21 protein-coding genes are annotated in these 20,831 nt (G+C 73.6%); 13 read left to right on the forward strand and 8 right to left on the reverse strand.

Going from position 1 to position 20,831, the window contains the following annotated elements:
• Nucleotides 1–8: 8 nt before the first annotated feature.
• Genes QI554_RS00500 through QI554_RS00510 form a run of 3 tightly spaced genes read right to left on the reverse strand, consistent with a single transcriptional unit; the run spans nt 9 to nt 2,824 of the window.
• Nucleotides 9–749, reverse strand: coding sequence for a VOC family protein (locus QI554_RS00500; protein ID WP_281464517.1), 741 nt, complete (start codon nt 747–749; stop codon nt 9–11).
• 18 nt (nt 750–767) lie between these two features.
• On the reverse strand, nt 768–1,217 hold the full coding sequence (locus QI554_RS00505; RefSeq protein ID WP_281464520.1) for an SRPBCC family protein: 450 nt from the start codon (nt 1,215–1,217) through the stop codon (nt 768–770).
• A gap of 35 nt (nt 1,218–1,252) precedes the next feature.
• The gene (locus QI554_RS00510; RefSeq protein WP_281464522.1) at nt 1,253–2,824 is read right to left on the reverse strand and encodes a PucR family transcriptional regulator; all 1,572 of its coding nucleotides are present in this window, start codon (nt 2,822–2,824) and stop codon (nt 1,253–1,255) included.
• Between the two features lie 287 nt (nt 2,825–3,111).
• Here QI554_RS00510 and QI554_RS00515 point away from each other — a divergent pair, with 287 nt between their 5' ends.
• Together QI554_RS00515 and QI554_RS00520 are read left to right on the forward strand one after the other, a co-directional pair.
• Nucleotides 3,112–3,531 carry a TOBE domain-containing protein gene (locus QI554_RS00515; protein ID WP_281464524.1) on the forward strand — a complete coding sequence of 140 codons (420 nt, stop codon included), beginning with the start codon at nt 3,112–3,114 and terminating at the stop codon, nt 3,529–3,531.
• Between the two features lie 163 nt (nt 3,532–3,694).
• Nucleotides 3,695–4,165, forward strand: coding sequence for a hypothetical protein (locus QI554_RS00520; RefSeq protein ID WP_281465157.1), 471 nt, complete (start codon nt 3,695–3,697; stop codon nt 4,163–4,165).
• Nucleotides 4,166–4,204: 39 nt separating this feature from the next.
• Here QI554_RS00520 and QI554_RS00525 read toward each other — a convergent pair whose 3' ends face one another.
• Nucleotides 4,205–4,810 (reverse strand): TetR/AcrR family transcriptional regulator, encoded by a 606-nt coding sequence (locus tag QI554_RS00525; RefSeq protein WP_281464526.1) that lies wholly within the window; start codon nt 4,808–4,810, stop codon nt 4,205–4,207.
• A gap of 234 nt (nt 4,811–5,044) precedes the next feature.
• Between QI554_RS00525 and QI554_RS00530 the strand changes: the two genes are divergently transcribed.
• The 3 genes from QI554_RS00530 to QI554_RS00540 all read left to right on the forward strand — a co-directional run bounded on the left by QI554_RS00530 (nt 5,045) and on the right by QI554_RS00540 (nt 8,210).
• The gene (locus QI554_RS00530) at nt 5,045–6,727 is read left to right on the forward strand and encodes a TlrC/CarA/OleB/SrmB family ABC-F type ribosomal protection protein (RefSeq protein ID WP_281464528.1); all 1,683 of its coding nucleotides are present in this window, start codon (nt 5,045–5,047) and stop codon (nt 6,725–6,727) included.
• Nucleotides 6,728–6,909: 182 nt separating this feature from the next.
• The gene (locus QI554_RS00535) at nt 6,910–7,566 is read left to right on the forward strand and encodes a hypothetical protein (protein WP_281464530.1); all 657 of its coding nucleotides are present in this window, start codon (nt 6,910–6,912) and stop codon (nt 7,564–7,566) included.
• Nucleotides 7,566–8,210 (forward strand): hypothetical protein, encoded by a 645-nt coding sequence (locus QI554_RS00540; protein WP_281464532.1) that lies wholly within the window; start codon nt 7,566–7,568, stop codon nt 8,208–8,210. The genes QI554_RS00535 and QI554_RS00540 overlap by 1 nt, the downstream gene beginning before the upstream one ends.
• Here QI554_RS00540 and QI554_RS00545 read toward each other — a convergent pair.
• The 3 genes from QI554_RS00545 to QI554_RS00555 form a co-directional block, all read right to left on the reverse strand.
• Nucleotides 8,182–8,544, reverse strand: coding sequence for a hypothetical protein (locus tag QI554_RS00545; protein ID WP_281464534.1), 363 nt, complete (start codon nt 8,542–8,544; stop codon nt 8,182–8,184). The genes QI554_RS00540 and QI554_RS00545 overlap by 29 nt on opposite strands.
• Nucleotides 8,541–10,271, reverse strand: coding sequence for an aa3-type cytochrome oxidase subunit I (ctaD, locus tag QI554_RS00550; RefSeq protein WP_281464536.1), 1,731 nt, complete (start codon nt 10,269–10,271; stop codon nt 8,541–8,543). Before ctaD ends, QI554_RS00545 begins: the two co-directional genes overlap by 4 nt.
• Before the next feature lie 126 nt (nt 10,272–10,397).
• Complete coding sequence (locus QI554_RS00555) at nt 10,398–14,306, reverse strand: ATP-binding protein (RefSeq protein WP_281464538.1); 3,909 nt, start codon at nt 14,304–14,306, stop codon at nt 10,398–10,400.
• A gap of 318 nt (nt 14,307–14,624) precedes the next feature.
• On the opposite strand from QI554_RS00555, the gene QI554_RS00560 reads away from it, so the two are divergent.
• The 3 genes from QI554_RS00560 to QI554_RS00570 all read left to right on the forward strand — a co-directional run bounded on the left by QI554_RS00560 (nt 14,625) and on the right by QI554_RS00570 (nt 16,661).
• On the forward strand, nt 14,625–15,452 hold the full coding sequence (locus tag QI554_RS00560) for an oxygen-binding di-iron domain-containing protein (RefSeq protein WP_281464540.1): 828 nt from the start codon (nt 14,625–14,627) through the stop codon (nt 15,450–15,452).
• 241 nt (nt 15,453–15,693) lie between these two features.
• On the forward strand, nt 15,694–16,062 hold the full coding sequence (locus tag QI554_RS00565; protein ID WP_281464542.1) for a YciI family protein: 369 nt from the start codon (nt 15,694–15,696) through the stop codon (nt 16,060–16,062).
• A gap of 98 nt (nt 16,063–16,160) precedes the next feature.
• Nucleotides 16,161–16,661 (forward strand): GyrI-like domain-containing protein, encoded by a 501-nt coding sequence (locus QI554_RS00570; protein ID WP_281464544.1) that lies wholly within the window; start codon nt 16,161–16,163, stop codon nt 16,659–16,661.
• Nucleotides 16,662–16,733: 72 nt separating this feature from the next.
• Here QI554_RS00570 and QI554_RS00575 read toward each other — a convergent pair whose 3' ends face one another.
• Nucleotides 16,734–17,303, reverse strand: coding sequence for a COG4315 family predicted lipoprotein (locus tag QI554_RS00575; protein ID WP_281464546.1), 570 nt, complete (start codon nt 17,301–17,303; stop codon nt 16,734–16,736).
• Nucleotides 17,304–17,632: 329 nt separating this feature from the next.
• Between QI554_RS00575 and QI554_RS00580 the strand changes: the two genes are divergently transcribed.
• From QI554_RS00580 to QI554_RS00600, 5 genes are all read left to right on the forward strand, one after another.
• Nucleotides 17,633–17,974 carry an ArsR/SmtB family transcription factor gene (locus QI554_RS00580; protein ID WP_281465159.1) on the forward strand — a complete coding sequence of 114 codons (342 nt, stop codon included), beginning with the start codon at nt 17,633–17,635 and terminating at the stop codon, nt 17,972–17,974.
• Entirely contained in the window at nt 17,971–19,683 is a 1,713-nt protein-coding gene (locus QI554_RS00585) for a SulP family inorganic anion transporter (protein ID WP_281464548.1), read from the forward strand. The genes QI554_RS00580 and QI554_RS00585 overlap by 4 nt, the downstream gene beginning before the upstream one ends.
• A gap of 61 nt (nt 19,684–19,744) precedes the next feature.
• On the forward strand, nt 19,745–19,942 hold the full coding sequence (locus QI554_RS00590) for a hypothetical protein (RefSeq protein WP_281464550.1): 198 nt from the start codon (nt 19,745–19,747) through the stop codon (nt 19,940–19,942).
• Nucleotides 19,935–20,132 carry a hypothetical protein gene (locus tag QI554_RS00595; RefSeq protein WP_281464552.1) on the forward strand — a complete coding sequence of 66 codons (198 nt, stop codon included), beginning with the start codon at nt 19,935–19,937 and terminating at the stop codon, nt 20,130–20,132. The genes QI554_RS00590 and QI554_RS00595 overlap by 8 nt, the downstream gene beginning before the upstream one ends.
• 321 nt (nt 20,133–20,453) lie before the next feature.
• The gene (locus QI554_RS00600; protein WP_281464554.1) at nt 20,454–20,831 is read left to right on the forward strand and encodes a RidA family protein; all 378 of its coding nucleotides are present in this window, start codon (nt 20,454–20,456) and stop codon (nt 20,829–20,831) included.

A 20,831-nucleotide genomic window follows, 5' to 3' on the forward strand; every position in this document is an offset into this window, starting at 1 on the left:
CGGGTCGGTCAGCGGGGGATCGTTCCGGTGCGCGGGTCGCGGCCCGTCAGGCAGTAGGTTCCGCCGGCCGGGTCGTGCATGGTGGTCCACCAGGGGCCCGAGCTCACGACGGTGGCGCCGAGGGTTTCGTGGAGGGCGCGGGTGGAGGCGACGTCCGCGCAGGCCACGTCGAGGTGGGCGGAGGTCGGGCGGGGCTCGCCCAGGCGTTGGACGAGGAGGCGGATCGGCAGGTCCGGTGGGGGCGCGATGCGGGCGAACTCCGGCAGGGCGGCCGCGGTCCGGTCCCAGCCGGTCAGGGCGGCCCAGAAGTCGGCTTCGGTGTCGTGCAGGTCCGGTGCTACGTCGACGCAGACCTGGTCGGCGCGGCTGACCGAGCCGTCGGGCGCGGTCACGACGTCGGGGCGGGTGGCCTCGCCGTACCAGGGGACGAGGCAGAACAGGAGCCCGGCGGGCGAGCGCATCACCGTCCAGCCGTCGTGCGGGGTCTCCACGGTCGCGCCGATGGCCTCCGCGCGGGCCTGCTCGGCCTCGACGTCCTCGCAGGCGAGGTCGAGGTGGATGCCGCCGGCCCCGTCGACCGCCTGCACCTTGAGGCACGGGTCGCCGTCCTTGGGCAGGAGCGTGACGAACTCGCCCTGGTCTCCGCGTAGTTCGGAAAACGATGTCTCGGTCACGGTCGACCAGAACACCCGGCCCTGGTCGAAGTCGGCGCGCGGCCGGTCGATGAACGCGTATACCCAGCGGATCACAGCGGCTCCTCCCAGGGGTCAGGTTTCCAGTGTGGTCTTGATGTGCTCGTTGCGGTCTCGGATGAGCCTGACCATGTAGCGGTGCAGCACGGCCCGCTCCGCGATGGCGCCCAGCGGGCCGAGCGGTGCCTTGTAGTCGATCACATCCGTCATCACCGTCCCCGCACCGTCGGTCTCGAACCGGTGTTCGTGCCGCCAGTGGGCGAACGGGCCGCGGACCTGTTCGTCGACGAAGGCGTACGGGCGGTCGTACGACGTGATCTCGGACGTCATCCGCCACCACACGCCGAAGTGCCGGGCGCGCCAGGTCACCGTGTCGCCGAGGGCCAGCCGCCCCTCCGTGACCCCGCCGACGGCCTGCTCGTCGGAACCGGCCATGGAGTCGGTGTGGACCTCGACCTCGAGCGAGGCGTCGAAAACACGTTCGGCCGAGGCGTTGATGCGGGTGACGAGTTCGAAGCGCGGCACGTGCGAACACTAGGCGACGACCTTCGACGGTGCCGTCAGCGGGGGCAGAGCAGCGCCACGCGCACGTCCAGCCGGTCGTCCAGGCTGCCCAGGTCGCGCCCGATCAGGTGCTCGATGCGGGCGATGCGGTAGCGGACGGTGTTGACGTGCAGGTCGAGGTCCTCGGCGGTGCGGATCCACGAGCCGTTGTTGGCGAGGAACAGGGCCAGCGTGGAGAGTAGGGCGGTGTGGGTCGTCGTCGGGCGTGCGACGAGCGGGCCGAGCACGTGGGCGGCGAACGCGGCGCGGGCGGCGGCCGGGATGCCCGAGACCAGTGCGGCGACCGTGGTCAGGTCATCCGTCGTCACGACGTCGTCGGCGGCGGACGGCGCCGAGGAGCGCGCGGCGTCCAGGCTGTACCGGGCCTGCTGCAGTGCGTCGGACAGGTGTTCGGCGGTCATGGCGGTCGCGCTGATGCCGACGCGCACGCCGGCGTCCGGGTCGCAGTGCCGGAGGAGCGGCAGCAGCCGGCGAAGCCCGAGGTCGGCGCCGTCGCCGACCACGACCACAGCGACGGCCTCGTCGGGGCCGGTCGCCGCGACGGCGTACGGGCGGCCGGGGGAGTGGGCCAGCAGCTCCTCGAGCGCGGCGGCCGCCGGTGACGAACGTTCCTTCGAGGAAAGGTTGTTCGATGCCGGTGAGGCTTCACCCGGCTCGACGGCCAGGGCGACGACCCGGTACGGCCCGGCCGCCGGCAGCCCGCAGTTCCGCAACGCCGCCCCCACCCACCGCTCTCCCCGGCCGTTCGACCGCAGGATGCCGACGAGTTCGGCCGCCGCGCCGCGCGCCGTCGAGCGATCCGTCGCCGCGGCGTGCCGGCCCTGCGCCAGCGCGTCCGCCAGGTCCTGGACGAGCCGCCGCGGGGCACCGGCCGAGCACCTGTCTGCCGGGTCGCCGGTGTGCAGGAACCACGCGTCGTACGGCCCCGCTTCGCCGTCTATCCGCACGGTGTGGGACGGCTCCGCGCGCCTCGCGGCCAGTTCGGCGGCGGGCAGATCGGGCGCGGCCGGTGTCCGGGCGAGTGTGCGCCCGGTCGCGGTGACGAGCCGGCACGCCGCCGGCCCGAGGTCGGCGAAGGCCGCGTCCATGAGCTGCTGCGGGGACGCACCGTTCGCGGCCAGGTCGCGCAGGTGTTCGCGTACGGGCGTGGCCGGCGTGTGCCCGTCCTCGGCATGTCCGGTGATGTCGCCCCACAACCGCAGGTACACGGTGTCGGTGATGGACCGGAACGAGATGTGCGCCGGAACGGCGAGCACCGGGATGTCGCGGCGGCGGCACGCGGCCACCACCGGCTCCGGGACGGCGCCGTGGGTCTCCTCGCCTGCCAACAGGCAGGCCGCGCCCGCGGATTCCAGCGAGGCGGCGAACCGGTCGGCGGTGGCCGGATCGCCCCTCGGGCTCCACCACACCAGGCCCGTCAGGACGGCTTCACCCGCACGGAGGAAGCGCGCCGGGTCCTCGAGGTCGGTGGCGGTGATGCCGTTGATGCGTCGGTCCAGTTGGTCGTCGTCGGCCCACACGGCGGCCAGGTCCAACGCGTCGACGGCGAGGAGGTCCGCGACCTTCATCAGCTGTCTCCTGTTATCGAGGGCCCTCCAAGGAGACACGGGCAAGTGCGTGTTGATCAATCATCAGGAACCCGCAAATGCGAGGGTGCGATGCCGTCGCGCTTTGGCTGATCCGCCAAAACCGGGCGACACGACGACGCGTGGCCGGGCGCGGCCGGCGCCTGAGCGACACGGGGTGGGATGAATCGCCCTGAAACGGATCAACGGGCATAGCATGCGGAATGCCGCGGGCCGCCCGGTGTGCACCCCGGCGACCCGTCGACCGCACCCCTCAGTGAGGCCTCCCGATGAGCCTGAGCATCCGCAACCAGATCGCGGGCACCGTCAGTTCCGTCAGCCCGGGCGAGGCCATGGCGACCGTCAAGGTCCGCCTCGTCGGCGGGCAGGAGGTCACCGCCGCGATCACCCTGGAAGCGGCCAAGGAGCTCGCCCTCGCGTCCGGTTCGCCCGTTCGGGTGCTGGTGAAGTCGACCGAGGTCGCGCTGGCGACCGGGTCCGTCGACGGGCTGTCCATCCGCAACCGGCTGCCCGGCACGGTCACCGACGTCAACGCGGGCGGCGCCATGGCGTCCGTCAAGGTCGCGGTGGCGGGCGGGGAGCTGACGGCGGCGATCACGAAGGACGCGGTCGAGGACCTGGGGCTGGCGGCGGGGGTCGAGGTGACGGCGCTGGTCAAGTCGACGGAGGTGTCGCTCGGCGCCGCGTAGGGGGTGGCGTCCGCGGGCGCAGTATCAAGAGTCTCCCCCCGATCCATCTCGCTTCTGCGATGTCAAGAGACCCTTCTGTATTGCTTTTGCGGAATGCTGATCTACCGTGGACCTTCCGGACACGGAGCGGCGTTCGCGGGGCGGCGGGGGGGTTGGCGTGGCGATGGAGCGGACCGGAGCGGCGGGACTTGCCGCGGGCGGTGTGATGCGCCTCGGGGGCGAAGTCCGTTCCCCGCGCGTCGTCGCGATGGACGACCTGCGGTCGCTGCCGCAGCAGGAGCGCGCCGTCACGTTCACCTGCCGCAAGAGCGGCGTACGGCGGCACGCCTTCAGCGGGCCGCTGCTCCTGGACGTGGCGGCCCTCGCCGGCCCGGCGTTCGTCCCGAACGAGCGCAAGGACCGGCTGCGGTTCCTCATCTCGCTGCGCGGCGCGGACGGTCACCTCGTCGTGCTCTCCTGGGCGGAGATCGACCCGGAGTTCGGGAACGGGCCGGTGCTGCTCGGCGTCACGCGCGACGGGCTCGCGCTCGACGACGAGGGGCCGCAGCTCGTGGTGCCCGGGGACGTGTGCGGGGCGCGGAACGTCAGCGGCATCGTGGAACTGCGGATCTTCAGCGAGCCGGCCGGGCGCTGAGGCCGCCTGGCCCGACGTGTCGGGCCCGCCGCCCGGTGGTCAGGCGGGGCGGAGGCTATGGAGCGCCGTCTCGACGACCGAGTCGGCGTACGCGTGGGTCAGCGGGCCGGTGCGCAACAGCCAGCGGTTGAGCACCGGGCCCCAGATGACGTCGATCGCGGTGTCGAGGTCGACGTCGTCGACGAGTTGCCCGGCCTCCTGGGCGGCGCGCAGGCGATGCCGCTTGAGCTCGCGGACCGGCTCGTCGAGGCGTTCGGCGTACGTCGCGGCCAGGGCGGGGTCGGTCGCCACCTCCACCGTGAGCGCGCGCATCGGTTCGGCGATACGCGGGTCGTTGAGCTCGGTGACCGTCGCGTGCAGGACGGCCTTGAGGTCGGCTTCGAGGTCGCCGGTGTCCGGAAGTTCGGTGTCGCCCGCCTCGGTCTCACTGAGCAGGAGGAACGCGTCGATCAGCACGGCGCCCTTGGTCGGCCACCAGCGGTAGATCGTCTGCTTGCCCACGCCCGCGCGCGCGGCGATCGCCTCGATGCTCAGCTTCGCGTACCCGAGTTCGCCGGCGAGCTCGAAGGCCGCGGTGAGGATCGCGCGGCGGGACGACTCGCGGCGGCGGGCGGCGTTCGGGGCTGGGGCTGAGGTCGGCGTCACGAGGCCACGGTAGCAGTTGGTGAGACGAGACGGTCCGTCTTGACTCGGCCGACCTGGCGCTGCATACTCGAGCACGTCGACGAGACGGACCGTCTCGTCTCGGAGATTCGAAGTCGACGTCGAAGGAGAGTCAGCCTGACCGGTCCAGCCCGCCGCCGAACCCCGCCGCGCACACCGCGGAGCCTCCACCACGACCGACACCACCGGCTCTGCCGAGAACAGGGGGATGCATCCATGTTCCGTTCACAACTGTCCCTGCACGACGTCTCGCGCTCCTACGACGACCACGTCGTCCTGGACGCGGTGTCGATCACCGTCAGGCCGGGGGAGAAGGCCGGGATCATAGGAGACAACGGCGCGGGCAAGTCCACACTGCTCCGCCTCGTCGCCGGCGTGGACCGGCCCGACGGCGGCGAGGTCACCGTGGTCGCGCCGGGCGGCGTGGGCTACCTCGCCCAGACCCTCGAACTGCCGCCGACCGCGACCGTCCAGGACGCCGTCGACCTCGCACTCGCCGACCTGCGCGGCCTCGAGGCCGGCATGCGCGAGGCCGAGGCAGGGCTGCGCGGCCTGCACGACGGCGAACTGGCGGCGGCGCTGGAGGAGTACGGCGCTCTGGTCGCGCGGTACGAGGCCCGCGGCGGCTACGACGCCGACGCCCGCGTCGACGTCGCGCTGCACGGCCTCGGCCTGCCCGGCCTGGACCGCGGGCGGCCGCTCGGCGCGCTGTCCGGCGGCGAGCGCTCCCGGCTCGCGCTGGCCGCGACCCTCGCGTCCCGGCCCGAGCTCCTGCTGCTGGACGAGCCGACGAACGACCTCGACGACCAGGCCGTCGCCTGGCTCGAGGGCCACCTGCGCGCGCACCGCGGCACGGTGCTCGCGGTCACCCACGACCGGGTGTTCCTCGAGCGCGTAGCGACCACGATCCTGGAGGTCGCGGAGGGCCGGGTCACCCGCTACGGCGACGGCTACGACGGCTACCTCGCCGCCAAGGCCGCCGAGCGTCGGCGCAGGCTGCGCGAGTACGAGGACTGGAAGGCCGAACTGTCGCGCAACCGACAGCTGGTCGAGTCCAACGTCGCGCGCATGGCGGCGATACCGACGAAGGTCCCGCTCGCGGTGTTCGGGCACGGCGCGTTCCGGGCCCGCGGGCGCGGCCACGGGGCGATGGGGCGCATCCGCAACGCGAAGGAGCGGGTGGCGCGGCTGACCGGCGACCCGGTCGCGCCGCCGCCCGAGCCGTTGGTGTTCGCCGCGCGGATCACGACCGAGGGCGGCGAAAGGGCTCTCGGGCGGCCGGAGTCGGGAGGCGGGAAGAGCCCGGTCACGCTCGACGGCGTCCGCGTCGGCACCCGTCTGCACATGCCGTCACTGGCCGTCGGGGCGGGCGAACGACTGCTCGTCACCGGCCCCAACGGCGCCGGCAAGACCACGCTCATGCGCGTCATAGCGGGCGAACTCCCGCCCGACGAGGGGACGGTGCACATCCACGGGCGGGTCGGCCACCTGCGGCAGGAGGAAACCCCGTGGCCGCCCGGGACGACGGTGGTCGAGGCCTTCGCACAGGGCCGACCGGGCGACCTGGACGGGCACGCCGAGCACCTGCTCTCGCTCGGCCTGTTCGCCCCCGCAGACCTGCACCGCACGGTCGGGACGCTGTCCTACGGGCAGCGCCGCCGCATCGAACTCGCCCGGCTGGTCGCCGACCCGGTCGACCTGCTGCTCCTCGACGAACCCACGAACCACCTGGCCCCGGCCCTGGTGGAGGAACTGGAGGCGGCCTTGGCCGACTACCCGGGCGCGGTCGTGATCGTCACCCACGACCGCCGCATGCGCAGCCGCTTCTCCGGCACCCGCCTGGCCCTCGACGCCGGCCGGGTCGTCGAGTCCGGCACACGGGTCCACGCCGCGGCGTGACAGGCCCGAGCGCGGTGGCGGTAGGGAGCCTTCTCCGCCGCCGCGCTCGGCGGGCCCGGCTGACCGCAGGCGGGAGGGGCAGGACACGCGCAACAACCCGGGTGATCCCCGACGTTCGTACGGTGGTCGCGCGCTCCGGACAACGCGCCTGCCGTGTCGGGGCGGTCCGCGATACTGCGCCGGTGCTTGATCACACAGTCCTGTCCGAAGGGGACAAGCCGGCCGGTGTGCGGCCGTGGACGACCGCCGATGCCGAGGTCTGGGCGGCCGTCCACGTGCCGTGGTTCCTGCGGGCGGGGTGGCCTGTCGCGGCCATGGTCGCGGCCGCGCTCACCGTGCTCTTCACGGCGGAGCCGGAGGGGTGCCCGTCCGGAGGCACCTGTGCCCCGGGCGCGGCCTTGCCGGTGACCTTTGGGCTCGTCGTGGTGTACGTCGTGTCCCTGGTCAGGCTGGCGGTGCTGGCGGTGCTGTGTGTGCCAGCCGTCGCGGTCGCCGCCGCGTACGCGGATCCGGTGACGGACGACGCCGCGTGGCGCTGGGGTCTCCTGGCGGCCGGCCTGGCGTGGGGGCTCGCGGCGTCGGTCGCACGGCTGGTCGCGGCGCGCAGACAGGCCGAGGTGCTGGCCGCCGACGGGCTCGATCAGGCCGCGGTCCCGTCGTCGGCCCTGCGGGACCGGCGGCGGCTCGTGCGTACGGCGGGCGCTTCCGCGGTGGTGGTCGCGGTCGCGGTGCTGTGCGCGGCGTTCGGTGCGGGCGTGAAGCCGGACCGATCCGACGCGCCCGTGGTGGCGTACGAAAGCCTGCTGATCCCCAAGGAGAAGAGGGGCACCACGTATTGATGGTGGCCGTCGAAGACGGGTCCGGGAAGCCACCGCCCCGCCCCGGGGAGGAGTCCGAAAGGGACGGTGCGCTCTACTACCGCGGCTACTCCTACGCCGCCGACCTGACAGACCTCTCACCCCTGGCCTGGGCGGGCCTGTCGGCCGCCGGGGCCGGGTTCGTCGTCCTGGCCGGCACGCTCGTCACGCCGCGGCGTGCGGCACGCCTGCTCACCGGCACGTCGCCCGCGCGTCTGGTCCTCGCCCGCGAGCCGCGCCCCGGCCGGACGGTCGTCTACCCGGCGGACGACCACTTCGGCCACACCCCGCTGTTCGTCTGCGACCTGCCGGGACCGGGCGCCTCGGAGCGCATGTCCGAGGCGGTGCTGTACGGCATGCCGGTGGCGGGCGCGGCCGTCGCACTCACCGTTCCCGGCGGAGCCGACGCGACCCGAACCGCCGTGACCCGAACCGCCCTGACCACGACTGGTGCGCCCCACGGAACAGGACCGGCACACGCCCGCCCCGTTCACGGTGTGGCTGCTGCCCCTCGGAGCCGTCGTGGCGCTGCTGCCGGCGTACGTCCTGCTGTAGGCGGCGCGTCGGCGCCGTCGGCCGCCGCGGGGCCGCCCCGCGTCAGCGGGAGACCAGCACCAGGCCGATGAGCCACGGTGTGGTGAGGCCCGCGAGGGCGGCCGCGAGTGCGGTGGCGGTGACCACCGTCACGGCCATGCGCCGCCGCAGGCCGCGGTAGCGCTGCTCGTATTCGGCGCGCAGTTCCTGCGCACGGGTGGCGAGTTGCCGCACGGTGCCGCGGGCCATCTCGGTGTGCGCGGCGCTGAGGACGCGGACGAGGTCCTCACGCTGGGCCGTGGTCATCCACGGGAGGTGGTCGGCGGCGGCCTCGGCGTACGCCCGGCCCTCCGCCAGCTGGTGCTGCCAGTACAGGTAGCCGTCCAGGCGGGCGAGTCCCGCCTGGACGTCGTCGTCGGGGGTCACGCGCGGTCGTCGCCCTCGGACTCGGTGCGGGTGGCGAGCGTGTCGTACTCCCTGCCGTAGGTCACCTCGAGCGCCGAGATCTCGGGGTGGTGCAGGTCGAACGCGGGGGACTCGGAGGTGATGCGCGGCATCGAGGTGAAGTTGTGCCGCGGCGGCGGGCAGGAGGTCGCCCACTCGAGCGAACGGCCGTAGCCCCACGGGTCGTCGACCGTGACCTTCTTGCCGTACATCTGCGTCTTCCACACGTTGTACAGGAACGGGAGGACCGACAGCCCCAGCAGGAACGAGCCGATCGTCGACACCATGTTCAGCGAGGTGAAGCCGTCCGAGGCGAGGTAGTCGGCGTAGCGGCGGGGCATGCCCTCCGCACCGAGCCAGTGCTGCACCAGGAACGTCGTGTGGAAACCGACGAAGAGCGTCCAGAAGCAGATCTTCCCGAGCCGCTCGTCGAGCATCTTGCCGGTGAACTTCGGCCACCAGAAGTGGAAGCCGGCGAACATCGCGAACACGACCGTGCCGAACACCACGTAGTGGAAGTGGGCGACGACGAAGTACGAGTCGGACACGTGGAAGTCGAGCGGCGGCGAGGCGAGGATGACGCCGGTCAGACCGCCGAACACGAACGTCACCAGGAACCCGACCGTCCACAGCATCGGCGTCTCGAAGCTCAGGGACCCGCGCCACATGGTGCCGATCCAGTTGAAGAACTTCACTCCGGTGGGCACCGCGATCAGGAACGTCATCAACGAGAAGAACGGCAGCATGACGGAGCCCGTGGCGAACATGTGGTGCGCCCACACCGCCACCGACAGACCCGCGATGGCGATCGTGGCGCCGATCAGGCCCTTGTAGCCGAACATCGGCTTGCGGGAGAAGACGGGGATGACTTCCGAGACGATGCCGAAGAACGGCAGCGCGATGATGTACACCTCGGGATGGCCGAAGAACCAGAAGAGGTGCTGCCATAGGAGCGCGCCGCCGTTGGCCGCGTCGAAGATGTGCGCGCCGAACTTGCGGTCGGCCTCGAGGCACAGCAGCGCGGCGGCCAGCACCGGGAACGCGAACAGGACGAGCAGCGACGTCAGCAGGATGTTCCAGCAGAAGATCGGCATCCGGAACATCGTCAGGCCGGGCGCCCGCATCGCGATGATCGTCGTGATGAAGTTGACCGCACCGAGGATGGTGCCGAAGCCGGAGAACGCCAGGCCCATGATCCACATGTCGGCACCGATGCCGGGGGATCGCACCGCGTCGTTGAGCGGCGCGTACGCGAACCAGCCGAAGTCGGCCGCGCCCTGCGGGGTCAGGAACCCCGCCACGGCGATGGTCGAGCCGAACAGGTAGAGCCAGTACGCCAGCATGTTGAGCCGTGGGAACGCGACGTCCGGCGCCCCGATCTGCAACGGCATGATCCAGTTCGTGAAACCGGCGAACAGCGGCGTCGCGAACATCAGCAGCATGACCGTGCCGTGCATCGTGAACAGCTGGTTGAACTGCTCGTTGGTCAGGAACTGCATGCCCGGGCGGGCGAGCTCCGCGCGCATGACCAGCGCCATGATGCCGCCGAACACGAAGAAGACGAACGACGTGATCAGATACAGGCTGCCGATGGTCTTGTGGTCGGTGGTGGTCATCCACCTGACGACGGTGTTGCCGGGCGCTTTGGGGCGGGGAGGGATGCGACGCGCGGCGGTGGCGTAGCGCGCCGTGCCGGCCTCAACAGTCATGGGCGGGTACCTCGCGGGTGTCGGAGATCCGGATCTCAGCGCATCGTCCCGGAACCCGCCCCTCCGGATGGCCGCGACACCGTCCCCCATCCGGGGGCCAGGCGCGGCAACCGGGTGAATCCGCCGTCAGCCCCCGGGTTTCCCGAGGGCCGCGAGCCGGGTCTCGCTGCGGGACAGCCAGGACCGCACACCCGCCGCGCGGTGGGCGTCGGCCGCGCGGGTGAAGGCCTCCGCCGCCGCCGCGGTGTCGCCGCGGGCCTCGGCACAGACGCCCAGGTAGTAGTGGGCGGATCCGAAGCACCCGATGCTGCCGTACATCGCGATCGTGTCGGCGTACGGGCGGATCCGCTCCTCAGCCTGCGCCATCTCCGCCAACCGCCCCAACCCGGCCAGGACTTCGGCGCGCAGGCAGTCCGTGGCCAGCGACTGCCAGCTGCCCGCGAAGTCGGCGGGCGGGGCGGGCGGCAGCAGCCGGGCCGCGAGTTCCGGACGCCCCGCGACCAGCGCCGCCCGCGCGACCACGGCGTGGAACACCGGGTACGGCGACCCGTCCACCAGTTCGACGAGCCTCGGCAGCACCTCGTGCAGGCGTCCGGTCAGTTCCGCGGCCTGCGCGAGCGCCGCGCCCTCGCACTCGGAGTGCCCCACGAGCGTCGTCGCGCGGTGCGTGCGGACGGCGTCGGGAAGCAGCGCCAGGACGTCCTCGCCGCGTCCGTCCATGAGCATCCGCATGCACTGCCACCACGTCAGCTGGATCGCCGTGCTGCTGCGCCTCAGCCGCGCGGCGAGCGCCTCGCACGCCGCCGCCTGGGCGTCCGCCTCGGCGACCCGCCCCAGCTCGACCAGCGCCACCGCGCGGAGGAACCGGGCCACCAGTTCGAGGTCGGTGCAGCCCAGGGACCGGACGAGGGCGGTGAGTTCCTCGACCGCGGCGAGCCGCTCCGGCGCCGTCCCGGGGCGCCAGATCGCGAGGTAGCGGCAGCCGAGGGCGTACATGAGGGTCTCCGGGTCGCCCAACCGCCGGGCCGCCTCGACCGCCTCCGCCGACAACGCGTCGGCCCGGCGCGCGTCCCACGTGTAGACGAGTTCGACCGCGAGGTTCGCGGTCACGCGGCAGCGCAGGGGACCGTCCGGGAGCGCCGCGTGGGACTGCTCCAGGACCGCGATCACCTCGGTGTCGTACGCCCCGTACTCGCGCCAGTTCCACAATTCGGGCCCGCCGTTCGCGACCGCCGCGACGGCGAGCAGTTCGGCGTCGTCCAGCTCGCGCGCAAGCCGCACGGCGTCGGTCAACGCCCGCTGCGCGCCTGCCAGATCGCCGATTTGCCGACGGGCCGTGCCCAGCCCGTGCATCACGTCGAAGCGCACCCGCGGGTCGAGGCCCGGCCGGGCCGCGACGAGGTCGGCCGTGCGCTGCCACCGCGCGCACGCGTCGTCGTACGCGTACTGGAGGCCCGCCTGCCGCGCCGCCGCGATGCCGTGCCGCACCGCCGCGTCGGCGAGCGCGGGACGCATGGCCGCGCCGAGCGCGAGGTGGTACGCCACGTCGTCGAGCAGCTCGGGCCGCTCCGGCAGCCTGCCCTCCAGCACGGACCCGATGTCGCCGTGCAGTCGGCCGCGCCGCCCCGCGCCGAGGTCGTCGTACAGCGTCTCGCGCACCAGCGCGTGGGTGAACCGGTAGTGCCCCGCGCCGGTTTCCTCGAGGAGGCCGTGTGCGGCGGCGAGGTCGCACGCGTCGAGCAGGTCGTCCAGGGCGCCGCCGGACACCTCGGCGAGCAGGTCCGCGTCGACGCCCCGGCCGGCGACCGACGCGAGGCGCAGCACGGTGCGGCCGGTCTCGGGAAGCAGCCCGACGCGGCGGCGGACGACGTCGCGCACCCCGTCCGGGATCTCGGGGATCTCCGGGACCTCCGGGGACCGCGCCCCGGTCATGTCGAACCCGGTGTCGCGCGCGAGAAGCCGAGCCAACTCCCGGGCGTAGAAAGGATTTCCGTCGGCGCGGGCGTGGATCATGTTCGCGATGGCGCAGCCGATGTCCGCGCCGACGCTCTGGCGCAGGAGCTCGCCGATCTCCGCCGGGTCCAGGCCGGCCAGGTGCAGCCGGACGGGATGGCTGCGCGCGAGGGTCGCCAGGCAGGCGTCCAGCGCGGTGTCGGGGCGGGGATGGTTGTCGCGCATGGTGACCGCGAGCAGGACGGGGTGGCCCGCGAGCATCTCGGCCGCGTAGCCGAGCAGGTGCAACGACGACGGGTCGGCCCAGTGGATGTCGTCGAGGACGACGGCGACCGGTCCGTGCGCGGCCGCGTGCCGTGCGAGCCGCTGTGTGACGGCCTCGTACACGCGCCAGGGGGCGCTCGGCATGCCGAGCTCGCCGGTGTCGGGGCCGTCGGCGGCGTGCGCGCCGTCGACGCCGAGGAAGGCGGATCCGCCCGGTGCGTTGTCCGACCCGGACGGGTCGCCGTCCGCGTCGCGCACGATGGCGCGCCAGGCCCAGAACGCGGGCGCGGCGTCGGTCTCGTGGCAGCGCCCCCACAGTGTGCGTACGCCGAGCAGCCGGGCCCGGTCGCGGAGCTCGGCCAGCAGGCGGGTCTTGCCGATACCGGGCTCGCCGCTGACGACCACGAGCCCGCCGCGGCCGGCGAGGGTGTCGGCGAGCGCGACGTCGAGTGCCGCGAGCTGGGGTCGGCGGCCGATGATGGGGGCGGGGCCGTCGGCGTCCGAGCCGGGCCGCGGGAGGGCGCCCGTGAGCGGTTCGGCGGGCGGGGCCGCGACGGCAGGCGCGCCAGGGACGGGGGGCGACGGGGCCAGGGCGGCCGTCCGCCCGGCATGTCGCGCGTCGGCCGCGTCCGGTCGCACGCGAGCGGCCGCGAGGTGGCTCGCGGGCGTGGACGCGGTGGGTGTGTGCGGGGTGATCGCGGGCGTCCCCGGGGCCACCGGCGCGAGCGCCGGGGACGGCGCCGACACGGACTCCGGCATGCCGACCCGGCCGTCCCCGGCGCCCGGCCCGGCCGGCAGCAGGTACGTCGCCCGCACCCCCGCGTCCAGTCGCGGTGCCTGCGCGAGAATGTCGCTCTCCAACGACCGCAGCGCCGGGCGCGGATCCACCCCCAGTTCGTCCGCGAGGCGCTTGCGCGTACGGGCCAGCACGGCGAGGGCGTCCGCCTGCCTGCCGCTGCGGTAGAGGGCGAGCGCGGCGAGTTCCGTCAGCCGTTCGCGGAACGGGTGCTCGCGTACCAGCAGTTCGGCGTCCGGTACGGCCTCGGCGTGCCGGCCGAGGGCGAGCATGGCGTCCAGGCGCAGTTCGTACGCGAGCAGCCGCAGCTCGTCCAGTCGGCCGGCCTCCTCGCCGGGGCCCACCAGGTCACCGCGGTCCGCGTACGCCGCGCCCCGCCACAGTGCGAGGCCCGCGTCCAGGCGGGCAAGGGCGGCCACGACATGGCCGGCCGACAACGCGGCTCGGGCGTCGTCCAGAGCGTCGGCGAAGCGGTCGGCGTCCACGGCGTCGTGCGGGAGCCGCAACTCGTAGCCGCCCGGCGTGGTCACGATGACCGACGCGGTCCGCGGCCGCCTGCCCGGCTCCAACGTCGAGCGCAGCCGCGACACGCACACCTGGAGCGCGGCCGCGGCGGTGGCCGGGGGACCGCCCGCCCACAGCTCGTCGATGAGCCGGTCCGCGGCCACCGGGGAGCGGCGGGCGGCGGCCAGCACCGCGAGGACCATGCGCTCGCGGCGGCCGGGCAGCGGCACGTCACGGCCGTCGACGGCGGCCGACAGCGGGCCGAGCACGGCCACCGTGAGGCCCGCACCGGCGAGTGTGTCCGCACCGGCAGTCTGACCCACTCGTTCGACCGGACCGTCGGCGGCGGGGGGTCCCGCCTCCTCGGCGACGCCGGTGCCGGGGCGTGCCGCCACCGAGGCCTCCCGGCGTGCCGGCACCGTGGCGTCCCCGCGTGCGTCCGTGCCGGAGGACACGGCCCCACCCGTGTCGGCCTCGTCGCCGACGGCCGTCCACGTCGCCGCGTCGTCGCGGGACATCCGTCCCCCCACCTCGTCCTTCTCCTCGTCGCCCGCTTCCCCGCCCCCACGGGATGACCGCCTCCATGATCGCGCGCTCGAACGCCGCGCGCAGAGCCAGGGGGTGACGGCCGACGTGGGCGGCCGTACGGGACGCGTCCCGCACGGCCGCAAGTCCTCCGCAAGTGGGCTGTAAGTGCCGAGGCTTTTCATAAGCGGGTCGCGACAACCGCACGGCAAGTGTCCGGTAAGGCCGCTGCCCGAAGCTCATCACGTCGGAGCGACGGGCGGACGCCCGAACGGCCGACGAGACGCCAGGAACCTGCCGAGGGAGCACTCATGACCACCGACGTACCCCGTTGCACGCCGTACCGCGTCGCCGCCGAGACGTGGCTCGTCCCGCGCCTGGTGCCGGCGGGCGAGGCAGGGTTCGTGCCGGTGAACTCGATGGTCGTCACCGGCGAGCAGCCCGTGCTCGTCGACACCGGCGCGCTGATCCACGCCGACGCGTGGCGCGAGGACGTGTTCGGCATCGTCGAGCCCGAGGACGTGCGGTGGATCTTCCTGTCCCACGAGGACATGGACCACATGGGCAACCTCGCGACGGCCCTGGAGATGTGCCCGAACGCCACACTCGTGACCGACTTCGGCGCGTGGCAGCGCATGTCCGTGCACACCCCCGTCCCGCCGCACCGCATGCGGTGGCTCAACCCGGGGGAGCGCCTCGACCTCGGCGACCGCACGCTCCAGGCGATCCTGCCGCCGCAGTTCGACGCACCGACAACGCGCGGCTTCGTCGACACCGCGACAGGCGTGATGTGGGCCGCGGACGCGTTCGGGGCGCCGACGCCGGGCGAGATCCACGAGCAGGGCGACCTGCCGCCGGGCCTGTGGGACGAGGTGTTCATGCCGTTCAACAGCATGAGCAACCCGTGGCACGGCTGGCTCGACGCCGACCGCTACGGCCGACACCTCGACGAACTCGCGGCCCTGCCGGTCAAGGTCGCGGCATCGTGCCACGGACCGGTGCTGCGCGAGGACGGGCTGGCCGACGCGTACCTGAAGGCGCACGCCATGGCCGGGGCGCCGGTCGTCCCGGCCCCGGGCCAGCCGGTCCTCGACGAGATCCTGGCCGCGGCCGGCCTGCACGAGCCGGTGCGCGTCTGACGCCGGGAAGCGGCGGGCGAACGGGCCCGGCCGTCCGATGAACCGCCGTGCGGAGTGGGGGAGCTCCGCACGGTGAACCGGCTCCCTGGGGGGAGCGCCGGTGAACTGCGGCCGTGTCCATGGGGGTGCGGCCGCCGCAAGAGCCCGCCGCGCGGAGAGTGAGCCCTCCGCGCGGCGGGCGCGCCGTCCGTCCGGGGCGAGGTTGCCGCCGCCCCGCCGGCACCGGCGTGATGATGGGGGCATGAAGTACATGCTGATGACCTTCGGCGGGCAGGCCGACCTCGCGGGGAGGCCGACCGCGTGGATCGCCGAGATGATCGCGTTCATGCGGCGGATCGACCAGGAGCTGGCGGCGTCGGGCGAACTCGTCTTCCAGCAGGGCCTCGCCGAGGCCGCGCAGGCGAAGACCGTCCGCCCGTACGAGGGCATCCCGGTCGCCACCGACGGCGCCTATGCCGACCCTGAGGGCTCGCTGGCCGGGTTCTGGATCGTCGACGTCGAGGACGAGGCCCGCGCCCTCGACATCGCCGCCCGGATCAGCGCGGCGGCCGACGCCCCGATCGAGGTGCGCCCCTGTATGGACGCCCCTCCGGACGGCTTTCCGGGCTGACTAAGCGAGTTGACCTGCACCGCCGCCGTGTTTGGCCCATGGTGGATGCGAGCGCGGATCCGGGACCGCGCACGCAGCAGGCCGACGACAGGAGCAGCATGAGCAGCAACGAACCCGAGCCGCATCCGGCGCAGGGCCCCGGGGAGCCCGAACTGGTCTCCCTCGTGCCGATGTCCACGGCGGTCGTTCGCGGGACGGTCACGTTCGCGGGGCTGCGGGACTTCTTCGACGGGTCGTTCAAGGCCATGGGCGCGGCGTTGGCCGCGCAGGGCGTGGCCGTCGCGGGCCCGGCGTTCTGTGTGTACCGGGGGCTGCCGATCGAGCCGCTCGACCTCGAGATCGGGTTTCCGACGGATCATCCGATGACCGCGGACGGAGACGTCGTCCCCGCGTCGCTCCCGGGCGGCCGGGCGGCCCGGCTGGTGCACTACGGGGCGTTCGACGCGCTGGGCGCGTCGTGGGAGCGGCTCGGCGCGTGGATGGCCGGTCAGGGCCTCGCCGGCGGCGAACTCCGGTGGGAGACGTACGTGACCCAGCCGGCACCGGACATGGACCCGCGCGACCTGCGGACCGAGCTGACCTGGTTGATCGCGGCCTGACCCGCATGCGGCGCGCACCACGGCGAAGGGGCGGCGCGGTTCTCGGGCCGCGCCGCCCCTTCGCGTGCGGGGTCAGTCGCCTTCGACCTTGTTGCCGTCGCCGTTGACGAGGTACCACTTGGCGCCGAACGCCGTGGACTCCTCGCCGTTGGCTTGGCCGGACGCGGTGTCCCCGGTGTACGTGTACAGCGGGTGGCCGTTGTAGACCAGCTGGGTCCCGCCGTCCTGGCGGGTGGTGGTGGACAGCTTCGACTGGTCCACGCCGGACCCGGCTGTCGGCGTGCCGGTGACCAGTGCGGGGGGCCACGCGGCGGCGCAGGAGTCGTAGCAGGTCGAGGTCGAGGAGGTGTCCGCCTCGAACAGGTAGAGCGTCTTGCTCTTGGCATCGACCAGGACCTGCCCGAACCTGTCGACGCTCTGCGTCGAGAGGGAGGCGGCGCCGACGCCCGGACTGCCGGTCGCGCCGGCCGTGGGACTCGCCGACGGATAGACGGGCGCGACCGGCGGGGCGGCCGGAGCGCTGCTCGCCGGCGGGCTCGTCTTGGAGGTCGACGACTTGTTGTTGTCGGAGCAGCCGCCGACCAGCGCGGCGGCCAGGGCCGCGGCGCCGATCGACGCGATCACCAGGCGGGGACGGGGCACGTCTCTCCTCAGGCACAAGCGGGGACGGGAGCACCAGTACCGCCGAGGACGTGGCGGCGTCCGGTCAGCCACGCCAGGCCGTAACCCGACCGAGCGAAGACGTCTGCGCCAGATGCACGCGCCCGCCATCGATTGACGACTTGAAAGAATCTTCAATTCGACACATGATGATCCCGTACATGCCAGGAGGGCCGCCCGACGGGCTGTGAGGGCCGTTCGGCTCTGGTCATGTGCGGTCGGCCGGGTCAGTCGGGCGCGCGGTCGGCCTCCTCGGCGCGACGCGCCCGGACGCCGCCGAGACCGACCCGTGCGAAAGGGGCTGAGTAATGGTGCCGGTTCCGCTGTATCAGGCGAAGGCGGAGTTCTTCCGCATGCTCGGGCACCCCGTGCGGATCCGGGTGCTGGAGCTGCTGCAGGACGGCCCGATGCCGGTGCGCGACCTGCTGGCGCAGATCGAGGTCGAGCCGTCGAACCTGTCGCAGCAGCTCGCGGTGCTGCGCCGGTCCGGCATCGTGCTGTCCGTGCGCGACGGCTCCACCGTGGTCTACCAGCTGGCCGGGCCGGACGTCGCCGACCTCCTCCGCGCGGCCAGGCGCATCCTGACCGAGATGCTTGTCGGGCAGAACGAACTGCTGGACGAACTGCGCGAGGCCGCGGCTACCGCCCCGTGAGCGCGCGTGCCGCCGCCGGGGCGGCGTACGCCCGGGTCCGGGCGCTGCTGCCGTGCCGTGCCGACCTGGACGCCGCGCGCCGCCGGCCGCGCCGGGACCTGGTCGCCGGCCTCACCGTCGCCGTCGTCGCGCTGCCGCTCGCCCTCGGCTTCGGCATCTCGTCGGGCCTGGGCGCCGAGGCCGGGCTCGCGACCGCCGTGGTCGCGGGCGTGCTGGCGGCGGTGTTCGGCGGGTCGAACCTCCAGGTGTCCGGCCCGACCGGGGCGATGACGGTCGTGCTCGTGCCGATCGTGCACGAGTACGGCGCGTCCGGCGTGTTGACCGTCGGATTCCTCGCCGGCCTGCTGCTGATCGCGCTGGCGCTCGCGCGCGCCGGGCGGTACATGGCGTACGTGCCCGCGCCGGTGGTGGAGGGCTTCACGCTCGGCATCGCCGCGGTCATCGCGTTGCAGCAGGTCCCCGCGGCGCTCGGCGTGCCCGCCCCGGAGGGGGACAAGACCGCCGTCGTGGCGTGGCGCGCCGTCGAGGAGTTCGCGCGGAACCCGCACGGGACCGCGCTGGCGCTCTCCGCGGGCGTTGCGGCGCTGATGCTGGCCGGCGCGCGGTGGCGGCCCGGCATCCCGTTCTCGCTGCTCGCCGTCGTGGCGGCGACGGCGCTCGCCCAGGCCGCGCACCTGGACGTCGCCCGCATCGGCGAACTCCCGGCCGGGCTGCCCGCCCCCTCGCTGGGATTCCTCGACCTGTCGGCGACGGCCTCGCTCCTCGCGCCCGCCGTCGCGGTCGCCGCGCTGGCCGCCCTGGAGTCGCTGCTGTCGGCGACCGTGGCCGACGGCATGACGGTCAATCAGAAGCACGACCCGGATCGGGAGTTGTTCGGCCAGGGCATCGCCAACCTCGCCGTGCCGCTGTTCGGGGGCGTCCCGGCGACGGCCGCGATCGCGCGCACCGCCGTGAACGTCCGTACGGGAGCGGTCTCCCGCCTCGCGGCGGTGACGCACGGACTGGTGCTGGCGGCAGTGGTGTTCGCCGCGTCCGGGCTGGTCGCGAAGATCCCGCTGGCGGCCCTCGCCGGGGTGCTGGTCGCGACCGCGGTACGCATGGTCGAGGTCGGCTCAGTACGCGCCATGGTCCGGTCCACGCGCTCGGACGCGCTGGTGCTGGTCGCGACGGCGGCCGCGACGCTCGCGCTCGACCTGGTCAAAGCCGTCGTCCTCGGACTCCTGGTCGCCGGCGCGCTCGCGCTCCGCGCGGTGGCCCGCAACGCCCGGCTCGACCAGGTGCCGCTGAAGGACGACCTGCCCGAGGACCACACCGACGAGGAACACGCGCTGCTGGCAGAGCACATCGTGGCGTACCGCATCGACGGACCGCTGTTCTTCGCCGCCGCGCACCGGTTCCTGCTCGAACTGTCGGAAGTCGCGGACGTCCACGCGGTCATCCTGCGCATGTCCCGGGTCACGGCACTGGACGCCTCCGGCGCGCTGGTGCTCAAGGACGCCGTCGACCGGCTCCACCACCGTGGAACGGCCGTCTACGTCTCCGGCACCCGCGACGGCCACGACCGCACCCTGGACGCCCTCGGCGTCCTCGACGAACTCCGCGCCCAGAAACGGGTGTTCGCCACCACGCCGGAGGCGATCGCGGCCGCCCGCGCCGACTTGCACCGCCTCGTCCCCGCCGCGGCGACCCCCGACGCCGAGAACCCCTGACGCGGCCGCCGATCCGCGCCGCCGCCGACCCGACCGCGCCCCACCCGAGAGGAGACGCCCGATGTCCTACGAGATCACCGTCATCACCCCGGACGACGAACCACCCGCCGGGCCGGTGCTCGCCGACGCCGACACCGTGCGCGTCCTCCTCGACGAGGCGGCCGCCCACGGAAGGCGTCTCCGCATCAGCCCCCGCCGCCGGCCCGCGGCACCCGCCGACGAACTCCCGGCCACCGCACAGGAGAACACCGATGCCTGACACCCCGACGGCACAGCCGGCCGCCCCACAGCCCGCATCGCCGCCCACCCCGCCCGTCCGCCGCGGCGAGTCCCAGAAGGACATCGAACGCGGCGTGCTGCGCTGGATGTTCGTGTTCTTCTTCGGCACCCACCTGATCGGCGGCGTCATCTGGCTCGTGATCTACCTGACCGGCCACGGCGGCACCTGAACCGCGCCCGTCTCCACCCGGGTGAATTCCCGGCCGCCATACGGCCGAGACCCGGCGTGTCCGGAGGCCGGCGTCGCCACCGTGCCGCGAGGCGTTCGAGGAGAGCGCCGAGTGCGGACGTCCTCCAGCTGGGTACCACGCCTGGGGCCATCGAGGCCGTCTATCCGGCCGACACCGCAACGCCCGGTACGGACGGGGTTCCGTGGTCGGCACGGATGCGGGGTGAGCGGGGGTCGGCCGAAGCTCGTGGCGAACGGGACAGCCGTTCGCCCGACCGGGGTACGGCCCGTGCCGGCCCCGCAGTCCGAGGAGCTGACCGCCATGTCCAGGCACATCGTCCGCACGCCCGACGCCCCGGCCTCGTCCGTCTACAGCCAGGCGGTCCGCGGCGCGGGGCTGGTGTTCGTGTCCGGCCAGGCGCCGCTGGACCCCGTCACCGGCCGGATCGTCGGAACGACGATCCAGGAGCAGACCCGGCAGTGCCTCACCAACGTCGAGGCAGTCCTGAACGCCGCGGGGAGCGGCCTCGAGAAGGTGCTCAGCGCGACCTTCATCCTCGCCGACGAAGAGGACTTCGCCGGGATGAACGAGGAGTGGGCGCGGTGGTTCCCGGCCGAGCCCCCGGCCCGGCAGGGGGCTCGACTCCCGATCCGGCCCGACGGGATGAAGATCTCCGTCGCTGTGATCGCCGAGGCCTGA

The sequence above is a fragment of the Yinghuangia seranimata genome (assembly GCF_029953285.1).
GTDB lineage: Bacteria > Actinomycetota > Actinomycetes > Streptomycetales > Streptomycetaceae > Yinghuangia > Yinghuangia seranimata.